Here is a 16,640-nt window from a genome sequence, read left to right as displayed (position 1 = left end):
TCGTATGGCCACGATACCCGAAAACCAACTCAACGACGCTGCTGCAGGCGACGCCGTCCGTTTGGCAGACTATCTCGTCGTCCTTGCCGAGAACTGGCGACTGATCGCCGTCGTCACCGCAATGGGGCTGTTCGTCGGCGTGTTGTATGCGTTTCTATCGCACCCGATCTATCGTGCCGACGCAATGATTCAGGTAGAGGACAACTCGGGATCGGCGAAGGATGCGCTCGGCGAATTGGCGTCCATCTTCGATACAAAGGCGACAGCCGCCGCAGAAATCGAATTGATTCGCTCGCGGATGGTCGTGGGCGAGGCGGTACGACAGTTGCATCTCGATATTGAAGTTCGGCCGCGGTATTTCCCGATCGTCGGTGCATGGTTTGCGAGGCGGACGGGCAGAGATGGTGTTGCCGCACCTATGCTGGGTCTGAAGCGGTTCGCATGGGGTGGGGAGCGCATCGTCGTATCCAAATTCGACGTACCCGATGTGTGGAACCGCAAGGCATTTGTGCTGAAGGCGACGAAAAATCAGTCGTACGAGCTGTACGACGAGGACGCAAATTTGGTGTTGCAAGGAAAGGTCGGCGTCGAGGCAAACGGTGCGCTAAAGGACAAGGGCATGGCGCACATTGTTGTCGAGCAACTCGTCGCGCGCCCGGAGACCGAATTCCAATTGATGCGTACTTCCACGCTCGCGACCATCGACGCGATCCAGAAGTCGTTGACGATCGACGAGAAGACGAAGGATTCCGGGATCATTGGCCTGAAGTTGGACGGTTCTGACAACGCACGGACAACCGAGACCGTCAATGCGATCGCGCGCAACTACGTAAAGCAGAACATCGACCGCAAGTCGGCCGAGGCGGAACATACGCTGTCCTTCCTCGATCAACAGCTGCCGCAGTTGCGCAAGGAGCTCGACAAGGCAGAGGACCGGTACAACGCTTTCCGCAACAAGAACGGTACGGTTGACTTGTCCGAGGAAAGCCGATTGCTGCTGCAGCAGATCGTCGACAACAAAACCAAGCTCCTTGACCTGCAACAACAGCGACTCGGGTTGGCCGAGCGCTTCGCGGCGACGCATCCGTCGATCGCTGCTCTGGATGCACAGATCAAGGCGATGCAGGCGGCGCAGGACACATTGACGCGCCGCATATCGATGCTACCCGACACTGAACAGACGGCGCTCCGACTGTTGCGCGACGTCCGGGTCAACACCGAGCTGTACTCGAACCTACTAAACAGCGCACAACAACTGAAGATCGTGAAAGCCGGCCAGGTCGGTAACGTTCGCGTGGTCGACTATGCGGAACTCGCGGAGCGGCCTTTCCGGCCCAATCGCCCAGTCGTCGTGGCGCTTGCCACTGTACTTGGTCTGTTCGCAGGCGTGATCGCCGCATATGTGCGCAAGGCATTGTACGGCGGCGTCGAGCACTCGGAGGAAATCGAGTCGATTGGCCTGCCGGTCTACGGCGTGGTGCCGCACAGTGAGAAACAACGGCAGATCCATCGCGGTTTGCAAGTCAGTAATGCAGACGCACGCGTGCTTGCAGTAGAGGCGCCAACCGACGTCGCAATTGAAGGCGTGCGCAGCCTGCGCACGGCGCTGCAGTTTGCACTTATCAATGCAGAAAACAACATCGTGATGGTGACCGGGTCTCGCCCGGAAGTCGGCAAGACGTTCATCTCATCGAACCTGTCGGCGGTATTGGCTGCGACCGGAAAGCGTGTCCTGCTCATCGACGCCGACATGCGGCGCGGTGACGTGCATACGTACTTCGGATTGAAGAGGCGGTCGGGCCTGTCCGATGTGATCAGTGGTGCCGCGCTCGACAGTGTGATCGTCCGCGACATCGTGCCGGGACTCGATGTGCTGCTCAACGGGATGTCGCCACCGAATCCGTCCGAACTCCTGATGAGCGAACAGTTCCGCGCGTTGCTTGACTACGGTTCTCGTCACTACGACATCGTGATTGTCGATACGCCGCCGGTGCTTGCGGTCACGGATTGCGTGCTGATCGGCAAGCATGCGGCGACGACGCTGCTGGTCGTGCGTCACGGCTTCCATCCGTTGTCCGAGATCCGGGAGAGCGTCAAGCGACTCCGGAACGGTGGCGTGGTCGTGAAGGGAGCGCTGTTTACCGACGTACCACAGCGACGGGTTGGATACGGAACGTACTACGCCGGCTACTACGGTTACGAGAGCAAAGCCAGCTGAAGCTTTCTGAAGGCAATTGAAACCATTACGGAATTGGGTGAGGAAAACAACATGGACCGCAAAGTTGCGTTGATCACAGGTGTGACCGGCCAGGACGGCTCGTATCTTGCCGAGCTGTTGCTGAACAAAGGCTATCAGGTGCACGGCATCAAGCGCCGCTCGTCGCTGTTCAACACGGATCGCATCGATCACCTGTACCAAGATCCTCACGTCTCTGACGCACAGTTCTTTCTGCATCACGGAGACCTGTCGGACTCGACCAGCCTCGTCAGAATCATTCAGCGCGTGCAGCCCGACGAGATTTATAACCTTGCCGCGCAAAGCCATGTTGCCGTGTCGTTCGAGGAGCCCGAGTACACGGCAAACACCGATGGCATTGGCGCACTGAGAATTCTCGAGGCGATTCGTATCCTCGGGCTCCAGAAGAAGACGCGGTTCTATCAGGCATCGACGTCGGAACTTTATGGGCTCGTCCAGGAAATTCCGCAGAAGGAAACGACACCGTTCTATCCGCGCAGCCCTTACGCGGTGGCGAAGTTGTACGCGTATTGGATTACGGTCAATTACCGAGAGGCATACGGCATCTACGCGTGCAACGGCATTCTGTTTAATCACGAGTCGCCCGTGCGGGGGGAGACGTTCGTGACGCGGAAAATCACGCGTGCAATTGCTCGTATTGCGGTCGGTCTGCAGGATTGCCTGTACCTCGGAAATCTATCCGCGCTGCGTGACTGGGGGCACGCGCGTGACTATGTCGAGATGCAATGGCTCATGTTGCAGCAGCAGCAGCCGGAAGACTTCGTGATCGCCACGGGCGTGCAGTACAGCGTGCGCGATTTTGTTCAGACTGCGGCGGCCGAAGTTGGCATCACCGTCCGGTTTGAGGGACAGGGTGTCGATGAGATCGGCGTCGTCGAAGCGGTCGACGACAAAGAAAGCAAAATTGCTGTCGGCGATGTAATCGTCCGCGTTGATCCGCGCTATTTTCGTCCAACGGAAGTCGAAACCCTCCTCGGGGACCCGTCGAAGGCTCATGAGAAGCTGGGTTGGAAGCCCGCGACACCGTTTTCGCAGCTCGTCCGTGAGATGGTTCATTCCGACCATCAGGCCGCAAAGCGCGATGCACTGATCAAGCTGGCGGGTTTCAAGGCGTTCGAATACAACGAGTGAGCGCGATGACTACCACTAAACGAATCTTCGTCGCCGGTCATCGTGGCATGGTCGGTTCAGCGATTGTCCGGCTGCTTGAAATGCAGGGGAAAGTGGACGTCGTGACGCGATCGCGAAGCGAACTGGACCTTATCAACCAGCATGCGGTAGAAACGTTCTTCCGAGAGAACAAAATCGACGAGGTGTATCTCGCTGCCGCGAAGGTCGGCGGGATCCTGGCGAATAGCTACTATCCGGCCGACTTCATCTACGAGAACGTGATGATGCAGTCTAACGTCATCCACCACGCGTACAAGGCAGGGGTGAAGCGCTTGCTGTTTCTTGGGTCATCCTGCATCTATCCGAAATTCGCAGAGCAGCCGATACGCGAAGACTACCTGATGACGGGAAAGCTTGAACCGACGAACGAGCCGTACGCGATCGCGAAGATTTCCGGCATCAAGATGTGCGAAAGTTACAGTCGACAATACGGCGTCGACTATCGCAGCGTCATGCCGACCAATTTGTATGGCCCGGGCGATAATTACCATCCGGATAACAGTCACGTGATCCCGGCGTTGTTGCGGCGCTTTCACGAGGCGAAAGTCGATCAGTTACCGGTCGTGCGCGTCTGGGGATCAGGTAAGCCGCTTCGCGAGTTCCTGTATGTGGACGATCTGGCCGCGGCATCGGTGCTCGTGATGGAGTTGACTTCCGACCAGTACCGAAACATCACCGATCCGATGGAATCCCACATCAACGTCGGAACTGGCATGGATACCACGATTGCGGATCTGGCCACCCTGATCGCGGATGTCGTTGGTTATTCGGGCGCGCTCGAATTCGACACGTCGAAGCCTGATGGTACGCCGCGCAAGCTCTTGGACGTTTCGAAGCTTAGGTCGATCGGCTATGTACCGCAAATGGCGTTGGCCGACGGCTTACGGCGTGCCTATGACGACTTCCTGCATTCGGCGTACCGGAAGTGACATGCTTGCTACTCTCAGGAATCAGATCAGGAAAAGCAAGCTGCGGTCGTCATCGGTGTTGTCCGGGGTCGTCGCAAACATCTTCAACCAGGGCATCACAGTCATCATTCAGCTCGCTTCGCTGCCGATATTCCTGCATTTCTGGGGAGCAACCCGCTATGGCCAGTGGATCGTCATCTCCGCGGTACCCGCGTATTTCGCAATGTCCGACATTGGTATCGTCTCGGTCGCGATCAACAAGATCGGTATGTTTCATGCGCGGGGCGAGGTCGAGCAGGCAAATATCACGCTGCAAAGCGCGTTCGCGGGCGTAACAGGGCTAGTAGTGCTCGGAACGCTGACGGGCGCTGCGTTTGTGTTCCTGTTCGATTCGGACACGCACGGCGAACCCTGGGCTCTGTTGCTGTTAGTGACGACAGCGTTGCTAAATTTGTATTCAGGTCTGTTCGATGCTTCCTTTCGCGTGATTGACCGTTATGCGGCCGGGGTGTTCCTGCTTTCATTTGCTCGCCTCGGTGAATGGCTGGCCACTGTCGTGTGCGTTGCCTCGGGGGGCGGGATCGTCGCCGCAGCCGCGGCAGCGTGCGGCGCACGCGCCGTAATCCAGCTCGCGATCCTGTTCGGCCTAAAGCGCTCGGACAGTAATCTGAAGTGGGGTTGGTCGAAGAGCTCGTTTGCTGAACTGCGGTCGCTTCTTCCACAGGGCGCAGCGTTTCTCGGGTTCCCGCTCGGTAATGCGTTGAGTATCCAGGGAATGACTCTGGTGGTCGGCCATTTTATCGGCATGCGCGAAGTCGTTGTCTTCAATGCGTATCGCACGCTGTCGAGATCGATCACGCAACTCATCACTACAGTCAGTCGCGCCGTATGGCCGCGTTTCTCGAACCTTTACGCGCGAGGACAACATCGTGAGGCGACGGCACTGCGCAGAAGAGCCGAGGCCAGTGTCGCGATCGCCGCCGCAGTGACCTTCGTGTTGTTAGTCGCCTTCAGCCGCCCGTTGATCGAGTTCTGGGGACGTGGCAAGTTGCCATACCAGCCGATCGTTCTTGTCTGCCTGCTTTCGGTCGCCGTGGTTACGTCACTGTATCAGGTGAAGTTGGTTGCCTTGATGGCGACGAACCGTCACACCGGCGTGTCGGTTCAGTTCTGCGTGATTTCCGCCATAGCGGTAGGCGCCGGCTGGGTGCTGTCCGCCTTTGTCGGAATGACGGGCCCGATCACGGCGGTTGTCATCGCGGAGATCGCGATTTTCATGTCAGTCACACGGGCGTTTCGCGTCATGACGGCGGGAGGGTTCTAACGCGATGAAATACTTGTGGATCCATCGAGAGCGTCCTCGCCTTGGGTCGCGTCGCTGGTTGGTGGTTTGGGCAAAGCGCGCACTGATGTTGCGCCGCCTGGTTCGGCTTGCACTGATCCAGGCACGGCTGCGCGTGAACGGCGTGAAAATCGGAGAGCTATCGGTGCTTTATCGCTTCAGGATCCAGGGATCGCCAGCTCGGATAAGCATCGGTTCACACTGTTTCGTCTCCGAGAACGTGATGATGGCGGCGCATGACAGGATCACAATCGGGTCCCGCGTCGTGATCAACGACGGGGTCAATATCCTGACGGCGTCGCATGCACTCGACGATCCGCACTGGCGCATGTACTCCCGCGAAGTCCGGATCGACGATTACGCATGGATTGCAACCAATGCGACCATTCTTCCCGGCGTCCATGTCGGAACCGGCGCGGTGATCGGGGCCGGTGCGGTTGTGCGCTCCGACGTCGCGCCTTACACAGTTGTGGTCGGCAACCCAGCGACTCCTGTTGCCAGACAGCGAGTTCAGAGACTGACCTACGACCCAGCGCTGTTCAGTGCGCCCTTCGAGGCTTGGGTGGGGACTAATAATCAGACGAAGCTGGAAGGCGAGTATGGGAAATGATGTTCTCGTTGCTCATCCGTACAAGCACCACGCGTTCGAATTGGGCGCGGCGATCGCGGAGGCCGGACGGAATGTGCAGTTCGTGACGCCGTTTTACAGCAAGGGGTTGACCGCATTGCTGTCCCGACTTCCAATGAATGCCGGTCGCCGCGCGAGCGGCTATGCACATCCGGGGCTGCCCGCGTCGAACGTGCGTTGCCCGCTTGCGGCAACACTATTGCGTGCTGCGCTGGGTACAACGCGGCCCGCCGCCTTTCGCGATGCGTTTGACCGGATGACCGCGCGCTACGTTCTGGAGTCCGCAGGTCGATTCGAGTGGCTTGTGACGTTGCAGGACTACATGCCCCGAACGGTCGATGCCGCAGTGCAGGTTGGCGTTCGAATCTGGTCCGACCAGATCCTGAACCAGACGGATGGCGCGATGGCTCGTATCGCAGCCCACCATCGTGTTCTCGGACTGCCCATCCCGGACCACGACGAATCGAAGAACGACGCGATCCTGCAGAAAGCGCAAGTGATCACGGTACCGTCAACGTACTATGAGCGTTCGTTGTTGAGCGGCGGTATTCCGCCGGGTGACATCTACAAGATTCCGTACGGCGCTTTTTTTGAGCCGCAACACGCGGTCCCACACACCGCCGCTCGCGAGCGGCAAGAATTCCGTGTCGTCGCGCGCGCGAATACGATCCGCAAGGGCGGACATCTCCTGTTGTCCGCCATCGAGTCCTGGGGCGAGCGCTGGGTGGCGGCACTCGGCGGCGGCACCATGCTGGTCAGCGTGCTGGGGGAACTGACACCTTCCCTCGTCGGGAAATTAAGCGCGCTCGCCATCCCACGGAACGTGAGGATCACTCACGGTACGATTCCGCATAATCTAGTTGGAGAACTATATGGAAATGCGGACCTTTTCGTTATGCCGTCGCTGTCCGAGTCGCTGTCGCTCGCGTGCCTCGAGGCGTTGAGTTTTGGCCTGCCGCTGGTCGTGACGCCCTATACGGGAATCGAAGACGTTGCGGGTGTGTGCGGATTCGTGGTGGAGGACAGCATGGATAGTCTCGGCGAAGGCATTCTCGAGGCGATCGCGTCGCGCCAGCAGTTTCCCGGCATGAGTATACGCGGGCGGGCGCTCGTACGGGACGTCTACAACTGGCAGCGATACCGGCGACTGATGAAAGACATGATCGAAGCGAGGATGTGATGCGGCGGTCCCATTATTTTGCGTATGTCGTCGCCTTGCTGTTCGTGGTCGGGATGGCGCAGTATGCGCCGCTGGCGATCGATTCGATCATTCGCGGAAATGTCCAATTATGGACGGTCGATTCCGGCGCACTGGATGGCGCGGGCCCGACTCGCTACCTCAAGGATCTGTTCGTATTCGGGTTCGGCGTCTATTGGCCTATCGTCATACTGCGGAGAAGACAGACCGTCGAAATTTCGAAGATCTGCTCGTTCTACTTCGCCTGGATCGCAACGCTCGTATCCATTGGTCTGATCGCCTTCGTGGCCGAACTTAGTCCGGCGTTTTTCCTGCCAGCTGGTATCCGCTGGGTGATGCTTCTCCACTGTTCGTTTGGGTTGTTTCTCTTCTCGCGGGATTTCCCGCGGACGCCGGCGGTTCAGCGCACGCTGATCGTGCTGCTGTTGGTGCTCGGCATGCTCAATGTCTATGTCGCAAATAAGCAGGCGTCGCTGGGCGCGTCGCTATCGCACGTCGTATTGGTGCAAGGTCGTGTGACGGGATTGTTCAGCAATGCCGGAATCGCCGGGATGTTCGGTCTTGCACTCGCAATCTTCTCCTTGCTACTCGATCGCGCGCATGCGTGGCAGCGTGTCGCATTGATCGCTTCTGCATTCCTGACCGCTCTGCTATCGGGTACACGATTTGCGGTCTTATCGATTGCGTTGCTAGCTGCCGTGCTTTGCTGGGAACTGATCGCTGAAGGCGCCGAGAGGAGCAAGAAGATGTTGCTCACGGTTTTCATCGTGCCTTTTGCACTGGGTGCCGCTGCAGCCGGCTACGTGTCGCTAATGGCTGCGGCTGGCCGCGGTGACATTGTCGGCTCGCAGCTAGAGAAAGGCGGTCGGATTTCCAACGCGGTGACGACCTTGTCGGATCTGGAGAATGCAGATCTCGACGAGCTGTTTGTCGGACGTGGCCTGGGTATAGGAACCAATACTGCGGTTGGATATCTGCAAGCGAGCGGCATTGATCCGAAACAATTCCGCTTCAACTGGTTGATCGACAACGCGTTCATCACGCTGATTTTCCAGACTGGCATCGCGGGTCTTTTGGTATTTGCGAGTGGCATGTTTGCCTTTCTATGCAAGGTAAAGCCGAAATGGAATCGCTCCCTTAAGGCCCGATACTGGGCGTTGTTGATCATCACGATGGTGACATTCAACGGCGGAAATGTCCTAGAACACTATTTTCTGCTGACGTCGTTCTTCGTAGGCTTCGGAACACTCTTCTGGGGAGACCGTCTGGAGGCGCGCACGGCGGCGACAGTGTCGGCCTATCGAGCCCCTCGCGCGCTGATTGCGGGCGAAGTGAGGCCGCGATGATCGTGTCGCTCAATCGACGGAAACGAAAATTATGATCGTATTCATCGCGGCCTACAGTCCGCCCGACCGAATCGCCCATACCAGCCTGGGCGCGGTTAGAAAGATCGAGTTTTTCCTCGGACTGCTGGGACGCTTGTCGCGCGATGTACTGCTGGTCAATACAGCGCATAACGAAAGCGCTTGGCAGGAGCGCCGTGTGCGCGAGTGGACTCTGGCCGGCTCCCGCATCCGTGAGATATCGCTGCGTACGTATCCGGTTCGGCCGGTCGGAAAGATGCTTAATCTGCTTGAAGTGAATGCCATCGTCCGAGAGATTGGGCGACATGGCAAACCATCGTTGATATGGATATACAACCCATACGCACTCGAATCGATGCTTGCAAGAGCGTTGCATCGCCGATACGGAAAGGGTGTTGTCCTGGAGTTCGAGGACTGGGTGCTGGCGAGACGCACGATGCATCCGAAATCGACTCTCGACTGGATGGCATGGCGTTATGTGTTACCGAAGCCGGTGCTGTGCCTCGCCGTCAACAAGGCGCTGCAGAGCCGAGAAGCCGAGCGAAGTGGTTGTCGAACGATGCTATGCCCCGGTGTGGTTTCGCGGAAACTGACGATTGCATGCGCGCAGCGCGCGCCGTTTTCGGACCCGACGCGGGGAAAGATCGTTGTTGGATATTTCGGGAGTCTCAACGCTGAAAAGGGAGCGGGGAAGGTGCTGGCGCTGGCGGAATATGCTGATCCCACGCTCGAGATCCATGTATGCGGAGCTGGTCCGCTGTCCGGCGCGTTCGAGGCTGCAGCGCGGCGTTCCAGCACATTAACCTTCCACGGAGTTCTCCCCGATGACCAGTTATTCGAAAGGATCTCCGCATGCGATGTGTTGCTCAACCTTCATAGTCCGATCGAGAAGATGAGCGGTGGCGTATTTCCGTTCAAGGTCATGGAGTATGTCGCGTCAGGGCGGCTAGTGCTGTCGACATCTCTGCCGGACATAGGAATCAGTGAGATTACCGACGCGCTGCACGTCGTCGGAGATGATCTTTCTACACTCGTTGAGCTACTGCGAAACGCGGCCGAGTTGTACGGAGCAAGCCGAAATGCCATCAAACGAGCGCAATCGCGTGCCGAAACGATGTTCGGCGAGCACGGAATGGAAGATGCGGTCAGGCGCTTGCTAAATGCATAGTGGAATATTGTGTAAATTGATATGCGATGACTAATCGAGGTGGGCGATTGAGGCTTCTTCATGTTATTTCGTCGATCGATGCAACCGGAGGCGGCCCGATCGAAGGTGTGACGCGTCTGGCGGCACAAGTCAAACTGCTGGGGCACAGCATCGATATAGCGTGTCTGGACGACGATGAGCGGGATGCGCCGAGCAACGGTCCGTTTGGTCGAGTGATTCGCCTGGGAAAGGGCAAGGGAAAATACGGCTTCAATCCAAAATTGACCCGATGGCTAGAGGAGCACGCGTCAGAGTACGACGCGGTTGTGGTGAATGGCCTCTGGCAGTTTCACGGCGCTGCGGTACGGGCGGCATTAAGTCGCTGCACGATCCCGTACTTTGTGTATTCGCACGGCATGCTGGATCCATGGTTCAACAAGGTTTATCCGATCAAGTACCTGAAGAAGTTGCTGTACTGGCTCGTAATCGAGCGAAGGGTGGTGAATCACGCGAAATCGATCGTTTTTACGAGTGAGACGGAGCGTGTGCTCGCGCGCACGTCGTTTCCGCTGTACCGTGCGAACGAAGCCGTGACGGTCTACGGTACCGCGCCACCGCCGGTTGCCGAGCCTGGCCGCCATTTGCCCGACACAGGGAAGTCGGCGGACTCGAGGAAGATCATCCTGTTTCTCGGACGTATTCACGAAAAGAAGGGTTGCGATCTGCTGGTGAGCGCGTTCGCGGCACTAGGAGCGTTGCGGAGCGAGTATCGATTGATAATTGCGGGGCCCGACGAAAGCGGGTTAGTAGAACGGCTGTGTGCTGAAGCTGTCCGCCTTGGAATTGATCGGGACATCACATGGGCTGGCATGGTGACTGGGCGCGACAAGTGGAACCTGATGTACTCTGCCGACGTGTTTTGCCTGCCGTCGCATCAGGAGAACTTCGGTATCGCCGTGGCGGAGGCATTAGGGTGTGGCGTACCGGTGCTGATTACCGACAAGGTAAATATCTGGCGCGAGATCATTGAATATGGAGCCGGGTACGCGGCAAGCGACACGGTGGAAGGCGTGACCGAGGTGCTCCGGAACTGGGTGAATACGACGGATGCGACCAAGCAACTGATGCGTGAGAGAGCGCTCGCGTGCTTCAACGAGAAGTTCCATATCGAACAGGTCGCGTTAAGCTATTTGCGGATTGTCGGCGGACAATAGGAGCCGGGATGATTGCGATCAGTATGCAAACGAACATTACTCGAGTATCGCTGTGCATGGCGTTGGCACTTTCGAGCGTGGTAGTTGAGGCCCAAACAGGAAAGGCGCTTCGTATCGATTCGGCGAAGCATGTCGGCGTATCGACAAGCATTGCTGCGAACGGGCCCCGCACGCCTGTAGCGACCGGCGGCACGGCACCGGATTCGTTACTTGGCGGTCCGCCGGGGTATGACGACGCCAAACTGGCGAGCTTCGGGGCGCCTGAAGAAATGCCTGCGCCTCGCGCATACGACAAATTGACCGATATTCCGCCGACGCCAACCGAACGGCTGGCACTCGCATCTGTTCGAGCAGGTGTTGATCGTAGCGCTGGTGTGAGATTCAAAGTGCGCAGGGAGGCACGTGCGGCAAGGGTGTCTGACGAGATGCCGGCGATCTATCCGGCCGACGTATATTCGCAGGGCAGCGTAAGTAAGCTGTCGGTCTACTCACTCCCCTGGTAGCAGGGAACGTTGTCCCGCATATCGCGTCCCCTGCGGGCAGGCAGCGGGGTGTCGCGACTGGCGCTACGTTGCTGCTTGCTACTTCTATTGTCCGCGTCGCAGCGATTCGGAGCCGCCGATCGGAAATCGCGCAGACAGCAGCAGTGCCTTGAAATATTTCGGGCGCTCGACGAACTTCGCGAGCGCCCGTGCAAACACGATAGCGATCGCGAAGGCAACGGTGCCACACGCGGCCGACCGATACAGAGACATGCCGATCCAGCCGAGCGAGAAGGCCAACACAAGCGCTAGAATTGGAAAATGTACGACATACAGCGTATAGGAAAAATCACCGGTCCGAACCAGCCAGCGGGGATAGGCGCGATCGAGCGCGCGCCAGCCGAATAGTAGGTAGCCGTATAGGCAGGCAAAAGCAGCACCGGCGGTCAACTCGATCGAGCGAACCGGGAATGCCGCGGCAATCATCCGCGGGTTGGTTGCCGCGAGCTTGGCGATCAGGACCACGCCGACGATGCTGGTTGTTGCCAGCACCGCATTGCGATATCGGTAGCGATAATGCGTCATCAGGCAAGCTGCTGCGCCGTATGACCAGATCGCGAAGAAGAAGGCGAAACTCTCCTTTCCAATCGACGCAGCGATGGCCGCTGTCACGGCGATTGTGAGTGCCACCGTACGGAGGCCGCGATGGCGAGCGAAGCAGCCTAGTGCGAAGAAGAACGCGATCACATAGCTCCAGACTTCAAGATACAGCGACCAGAGCGGCGGATTTGCGCGGGTCATGCCCTTGAGCATCATAAGGGACTCCACGAACTCGCGTGATGACAGGGTCATGGCGGGAACAGCATAGGCGTCGGCTGGCAAACCGAACCGTGAACTCGCACCGGGAAGATGAAATATGTGTAACGTGAACCAACAGAGCGCTATTACAACGAGGCTGGCAACGAACGGCGGATAAATGCGCGCGATGCGCGCGGCGAAGAATTCCCTAATTCCGAAGCCACCGGCCGATTCGTTGTTCTTCAGGATGCTGAGCGTAATGAGATAGCCGCTCAGCAAAAAGAATACGATCACCGCGTGCAATCCCAGTGTGCGCGACAGAATCCATGCCGGATGCTCCTGGCCGATTAGTCTGACAAAGTAGATCTGGCAGATGTGTGATAAACCGACAATCAGCGCTGAGGCGCCACGGAAAGCATCGAATTTCTCGTGATTGTGCATTGCTACTCCGGTCGACTTGCTCGTCTTGTTCTGACGCACACCTATAGGGTGCGCAACCTGGTGGACAGTGTAGAGGCCATCGGTGTTCGCAATCCGACAACATCTGGGCGATTGCAGCTGCACACGCATGGTGGCGTGCGGTCGACGGCATCAGCGGGGGAAGTGAATATCACCCCACAGTTTCGGTGTGAGCTCGGCCTCGCTTGGCACGTCGCTTACGAGCCCCGTCACCTTGTTTGACCAATACGAGCGCTGAAGTGTCTCGATTCCGTTTCCTCGCAGCACGCCGATATCGCCCTTCAAGCTGGTACCAGCAGGCGCGACGAGTCGTAAGGTATTCAGTGGAATTGAGATCCTATAGATGAACCGTTTGGTTCCACTGCTGGGGCTTCGTTCGACGTCTTGCGACAATTCCAACTGGTCGCTGACGTCGGTGACCTGATCGAACCGGATCGTTCGAAGCGGTGAGCTGAAGGTCGCCGAATTGCCGGTGCTTCCCGGTTCGACGGGGCGATACAACACTGCGGTTTTTTTGCCTTCAACACGTGCGACAAGTAGGCGCTCGTCACCTTTGACTGCGAGCGTTCGATCTCGCGACGCACTGGCGTTGGTACCCAGCATCAGGTCGATTCCGCCACCGGTCTTGAATAAGTTCTGTAGGGCGTCACCGCTATTCTCCAGCAGCGCAGGATCGTCGGTTCGCACCGCGATCAGCAGGCGGTCACGCGAGATCGCGAGCGCTGCGTCGGTGTCGACCTGGCGGCGCGCCCAACTTCCAACGAGAATATTGCGCACATCGATGGTGACCCAGCGGGTTGCGTCATCCGGCCAGCGCGAGCCGGTGGCGAGTAACACGGCGCTGTCGTCGGATATACGTTCAACTTCGAGAACACTGGGTTGCGTCGTCCTGGACGCGGAACTGGCAATTTCGTCGAGCATGACTTGACGCTGTGCATCGGCCAGTTGCCGCGCCGTTACAGTGATTGCAGCATCACGCAAACGTCGTATTCCGTCGAGACCGTAGAGCCTAAACAGTGAACCGGTATGTCCGGCCTGGAGGTAGACCTTGCCGTCGTCAGTCGCTGTCAGGATCGAATGAAAACTCTCAGGGAGGAGGCTCGTCGATGTGAAATCCGTGCCTCGTATGCCGCGCAGTGGTAGTGGATCGAATTGGCTTCTGGCATCCCGGAACAGCGTAGCGACGAACAGGCCATCTATCGTGAACAGGTAAACTTGCCCCTCGTTGCCGTTAATGGCCCATAACTGTCCGGCATCCGACGGCGCTGGTGCGTCGATCGGATTGCCTAGCACGCGGGTCGTACCGATCAGCTCACCAGGAGACTCGGGAAGGGGGGCGATGTGCGATGCGTGGAGGCCGGGCCATAAGCTCGGGTATGACCACACTGCCGTACCGTTGCGCGAGCCGCCAACGCCTTGCGGCCCCATCGGGGCAGGGGGCGTGGTCAGCACGACCCATCCACCTTTGCCGACTAGGACTTGTCCGCCCCCTGAGCTGGCTGGAGATTGCACGTTCCGTGCGAGAACGTCGCCGCTCTGAATGGTGTACTGGGGAACGCCTTGTGCCGAGATCCGGGTCGGCGCAAAGCGTAGCGCAACGTCACCGACGTTCGCGATTGTAAAAGACAGGTCGTTGCCGATACCCACGCCGCCGACGAGCGTTCCGTTTTTTTTGATTGGCGCCGGCGACAGGAACTGGACTTCGTCGGCATCGAGGTGCCCGTTGCCGTTGTCGTCGGACCAGATGAACAGTAGCGACTGCCTGTCCGGCGCAACACCCGTCGGCATGCGTTGTCGCATGGTTGGCGACGAGAATGCAGGCAGCAACTTTCCTGCGCCGTCCCGTGTACTGCCCGCCGCCGCGACCGGATGTGCGATTCCTTTGTCGATGCGCCAGAGTATCGCGCACTGCGGCCCACTGACTTCTGACTCGTGCGCATTGGTCAAGTAGAGCGAGCCGCTTCGATGGATCGGGTACTCGGGCATCGTACCGGTTCCTTTGCCGGTCAATCCAATGTCTCCATCTTCGGTCCTGAAGTAGATAGCTTGCGGAACGCTTGTTCCATCGTTCGGGTCGATCCGGAATTCCATTCCGCCGCCTTCGTCCGCGTAGAACACGCGTGTTGGGTCGATTGGATCGACGGCACCGCCGCCGCCGTAACGGCTCGGGCCATAGAACGCGTTGACGAAGCGACCGTCAGCGGCATTCCAGACGCTAACCCTTTTGGGTGTCTTATCGTTTTCGGCAACCCAAATGTGTCCGCGTTCGTCGAGCGTGACGCCCGCGGGATGGTTCATATGAAGTGGGTCATAAGGTCCGAGGGACGGCTTACCAGGATGTCCTATCGTGCGCAGCAACTTGCCATCTGAACTGAAGACCTTGACCTGATGGCTTTGCCCCCAATCGCTGATGTACAGAGTCCCGTTGTCGTCCACGTATATATACTGCGGATCGTCGAGGCTAGCCTTGACCAGTACGTCCGGTACGGCCAGCTTTGCCGGCGAGGTCTCTAATATGCGGAAGCGCAGGACGTCGTGCGTGGTCAGAACGAGCAGGCGCCCGGACGTATCGAACGACAATCCGCGCGGGTCGGAAACCTTGCTGGTACCGAGTACAGTCTTCCGCGCGGCATCGATAAATAGCAATTGATTAAGTTGGCCAAATGCAACGACCACCACGCCATCATGTGCGGCGAGCCCCGTGAGATCGAATCTCTGCGTATAACCAGTCACATCCGACGCGTTTGCATCCGCCGGCATTGGTATACGGTACGGCTGGTCGAGCACCGGCACATCTTCGCCCGTACCCAAACGGCCATCTTTGGGTTTTGATCGAGGATGCGAAAGCAGCGCGTTCAAGCGTAGCTCGCGAACATTGCCATTGTATTTGTCGCCATGCCACGACGTCGCAGCGTAAGCATAGACGTCCTTCAACGGGTGTACACCTGTATCCCGTGCCAATTGGGTGGCACCTGTCCAGTTGCCGCCGATCCACATTTGCCCCCAACGCTTACGTCCATCGAGGTCGAGCCACGCAAGACTGCTTCCGCCTTCGGTGAAGTAGCTGCCGACAATCACCTGCCCGATGTTAGCGGACCGCACTCCTGCAGGGTCCGAAATCGTTCCTGCCGGGATGAAGAGCACTGAACTCGGTGCTGAATGGTTTGCAAGCCATTCACTGCTGCGATCCTTCGTTTGCCATGGAGGGACACCGTTGCTATATGGTGTGAGTTCGTAAGCGATCTTGATAGAAGGTCGAACCAGGCCGCGCACGAGATATCGACCTGGAGCGACGGTTTTCCCGGGGATGTGATACTGACCATGCGCCGCAGCATCGGTGTCGCGGCCTCGATCGTCAAGGCCGTCCCACCACGCGATATGGTTTCCGGCAGGAAACCGGGTTTCGCTGATGAGGTTCCTGACACGCTTGCCGTTTTGATCGTCGATAACTAGCGTCACAAATCCGGCTTGCGCGATCGAAAATCGGATTGGAATCGAAATCGGAATGGATGACGATGTCGTGGCGGCGAGTTGCGGCGGCGAAGTCGATTCCGCGATACTCGGGGCACTTGTCAGCATCCCGGCAATCGTGAAAACGAAGCTGCACAATCGTGATGCAACTTTTCCTTGCATGCGGATCACCTTGAACAGGGCGGCAGCGCGCCCGCGCCGG

General features: G+C 58.2%; 12 protein-coding genes. 10 read left to right on the top strand and 2 right to left on the bottom strand.

Going from position 1 to position 16,640, the window contains the following annotated elements:
- The first annotated feature begins 4 nt into the window (after positions 1–4).
- From U4012_RS32110 to U4012_RS32065, 10 genes are read left to right on the top strand one after another with little or no spacing between them, the layout of a single operon-like run.
- Positions 5–2,218, top strand: coding sequence for a polysaccharide biosynthesis tyrosine autokinase (locus tag U4012_RS32110; RefSeq protein WP_321803587.1), 2,214 nt, complete (start codon positions 5–7; stop codon positions 2,216–2,218).
- Positions 2,219–2,269: 51 nt separating this feature from the next.
- A complete protein-coding gene (gene gmd, locus U4012_RS32105) occupies positions 2,270–3,388 on the top strand; it encodes a GDP-mannose 4,6-dehydratase (RefSeq protein WP_321803584.1) in 1,119 nt (372 codons plus the stop codon).
- 5 nt (positions 3,389–3,393) lie between these two features.
- On the top strand, positions 3,394–4,356 hold the full coding sequence (gene fcl, locus U4012_RS32100; RefSeq protein WP_321803583.1) for a GDP-L-fucose synthase: 963 nt from the start codon (positions 3,394–3,396) through the stop codon (positions 4,354–4,356).
- A gap of 1 nt (position 4,357) precedes the next feature.
- Positions 4,358–5,659 (top strand): oligosaccharide flippase family protein, encoded by a 1,302-nt coding sequence (locus U4012_RS32095; protein ID WP_321803580.1) that lies wholly within the window; start codon positions 4,358–4,360, stop codon positions 5,657–5,659.
- Between the two features lie 4 nt (positions 5,660–5,663).
- A complete protein-coding gene (locus U4012_RS32090) occupies positions 5,664–6,287 on the top strand; it encodes an acyltransferase (RefSeq protein WP_321803578.1) in 624 nt (207 codons plus the stop codon).
- Positions 6,277–7,485 (top strand): glycosyltransferase family 4 protein, encoded by a 1,209-nt coding sequence (locus U4012_RS32085; RefSeq protein ID WP_321803576.1) that lies wholly within the window; start codon positions 6,277–6,279, stop codon positions 7,483–7,485. Before U4012_RS32090 ends, U4012_RS32085 begins: the two co-directional genes overlap by 11 nt.
- The gene (locus U4012_RS32080; RefSeq protein WP_321803573.1) at positions 7,485–8,849 is read left to right on the top strand and encodes a hypothetical protein; all 1,365 of its coding nucleotides are present in this window, start codon (positions 7,485–7,487) and stop codon (positions 8,847–8,849) included. Before U4012_RS32085 ends, U4012_RS32080 begins: the two co-directional genes overlap by 1 nt.
- Before the next feature lie 31 nt (positions 8,850–8,880).
- Complete coding sequence (locus tag U4012_RS32075; protein ID WP_124921545.1) at positions 8,881–10,035, top strand: glycosyltransferase; 1,155 nt, start codon at positions 8,881–8,883, stop codon at positions 10,033–10,035.
- A gap of 47 nt (positions 10,036–10,082) precedes the next feature.
- Complete coding sequence (locus tag U4012_RS32070) at positions 10,083–11,228, top strand: glycosyltransferase (protein ID WP_124921544.1); 1,146 nt, start codon at positions 10,083–10,085, stop codon at positions 11,226–11,228.
- 8 nt (positions 11,229–11,236) lie between these two features.
- Complete coding sequence (locus U4012_RS32065) at positions 11,237–11,731, top strand: hypothetical protein (RefSeq protein ID WP_321803567.1); 495 nt, start codon at positions 11,237–11,239, stop codon at positions 11,729–11,731.
- Between the two features lie 84 nt (positions 11,732–11,815).
- Here the strand turns inward: U4012_RS32065 and U4012_RS32060 are convergent, their stop codons facing one another.
- Complete coding sequence (locus U4012_RS32060) at positions 11,816–12,949, bottom strand: acyltransferase (protein WP_321803565.1); 1,134 nt, start codon at positions 12,947–12,949, stop codon at positions 11,816–11,818.
- Positions 12,950–13,099: 150 nt separating this feature from the next.
- On the bottom strand, positions 13,100–16,600 hold the full coding sequence (locus U4012_RS32055) for a hypothetical protein (RefSeq protein ID WP_321803563.1): 3,501 nt from the start codon (positions 16,598–16,600) through the stop codon (positions 13,100–13,102).
- Positions 16,601–16,640 lie beyond the last annotated feature (40 nt).

The organism is Burkholderia sp. BCC1988, assembly GCF_905339895.1.
In the GTDB taxonomy this organism is placed as follows: Bacteria; Pseudomonadota; Gammaproteobacteria; order Burkholderiales; family Burkholderiaceae; genus Burkholderia.
This window is presented reverse-complemented; position numbering and strand designations above follow the sequence as displayed.

Coding starts and splice junctions, on each gene's coding strand:
- U4012_RS32060 (WP_321803565.1), bottom strand. CDS start 12,949: ATGCACAATCACGAGAAATTCGATGCTTTCCGTGGCGCCTCAGCGCTG.
- U4012_RS32065 (WP_321803567.1), top strand. CDS start 11,237: ATGATTGCGATCAGTATGCAAACGAACATTACTCGAGTATCGCTGTGC.
- U4012_RS32110 (WP_321803587.1), top strand. CDS start 5: ATGGCCACGATACCCGAAAACCAACTCAACGACGCTGCTGCAGGCGAC.
- U4012_RS32075 (WP_124921545.1), top strand. CDS start 8,881: ATGATCGTATTCATCGCGGCCTACAGTCCGCCCGACCGAATCGCCCAT.
- U4012_RS32085 (WP_321803576.1), top strand. CDS start 6,277: ATGGGAAATGATGTTCTCGTTGCTCATCCGTACAAGCACCACGCGTTC.
- U4012_RS32080 (WP_321803573.1), top strand. CDS start 7,485: ATGCGGCGGTCCCATTATTTTGCGTATGTCGTCGCCTTGCTGTTCGTG.
- U4012_RS32090 (WP_321803578.1), top strand. CDS start 5,664: ATGAAATACTTGTGGATCCATCGAGAGCGTCCTCGCCTTGGGTCGCGT.
- fcl (WP_321803583.1), top strand. CDS start 3,394: ATGACTACCACTAAACGAATCTTCGTCGCCGGTCATCGTGGCATGGTC.
- U4012_RS32055 (WP_321803563.1), bottom strand. CDS start 16,600: ATGCAAGGAAAAGTTGCATCACGATTGTGCAGCTTCGTTTTCACGATT.
- gmd (WP_321803584.1), top strand. CDS start 2,270: ATGGACCGCAAAGTTGCGTTGATCACAGGTGTGACCGGCCAGGACGGC.
- U4012_RS32095 (WP_321803580.1), top strand. CDS start 4,358: ATGCTTGCTACTCTCAGGAATCAGATCAGGAAAAGCAAGCTGCGGTCG.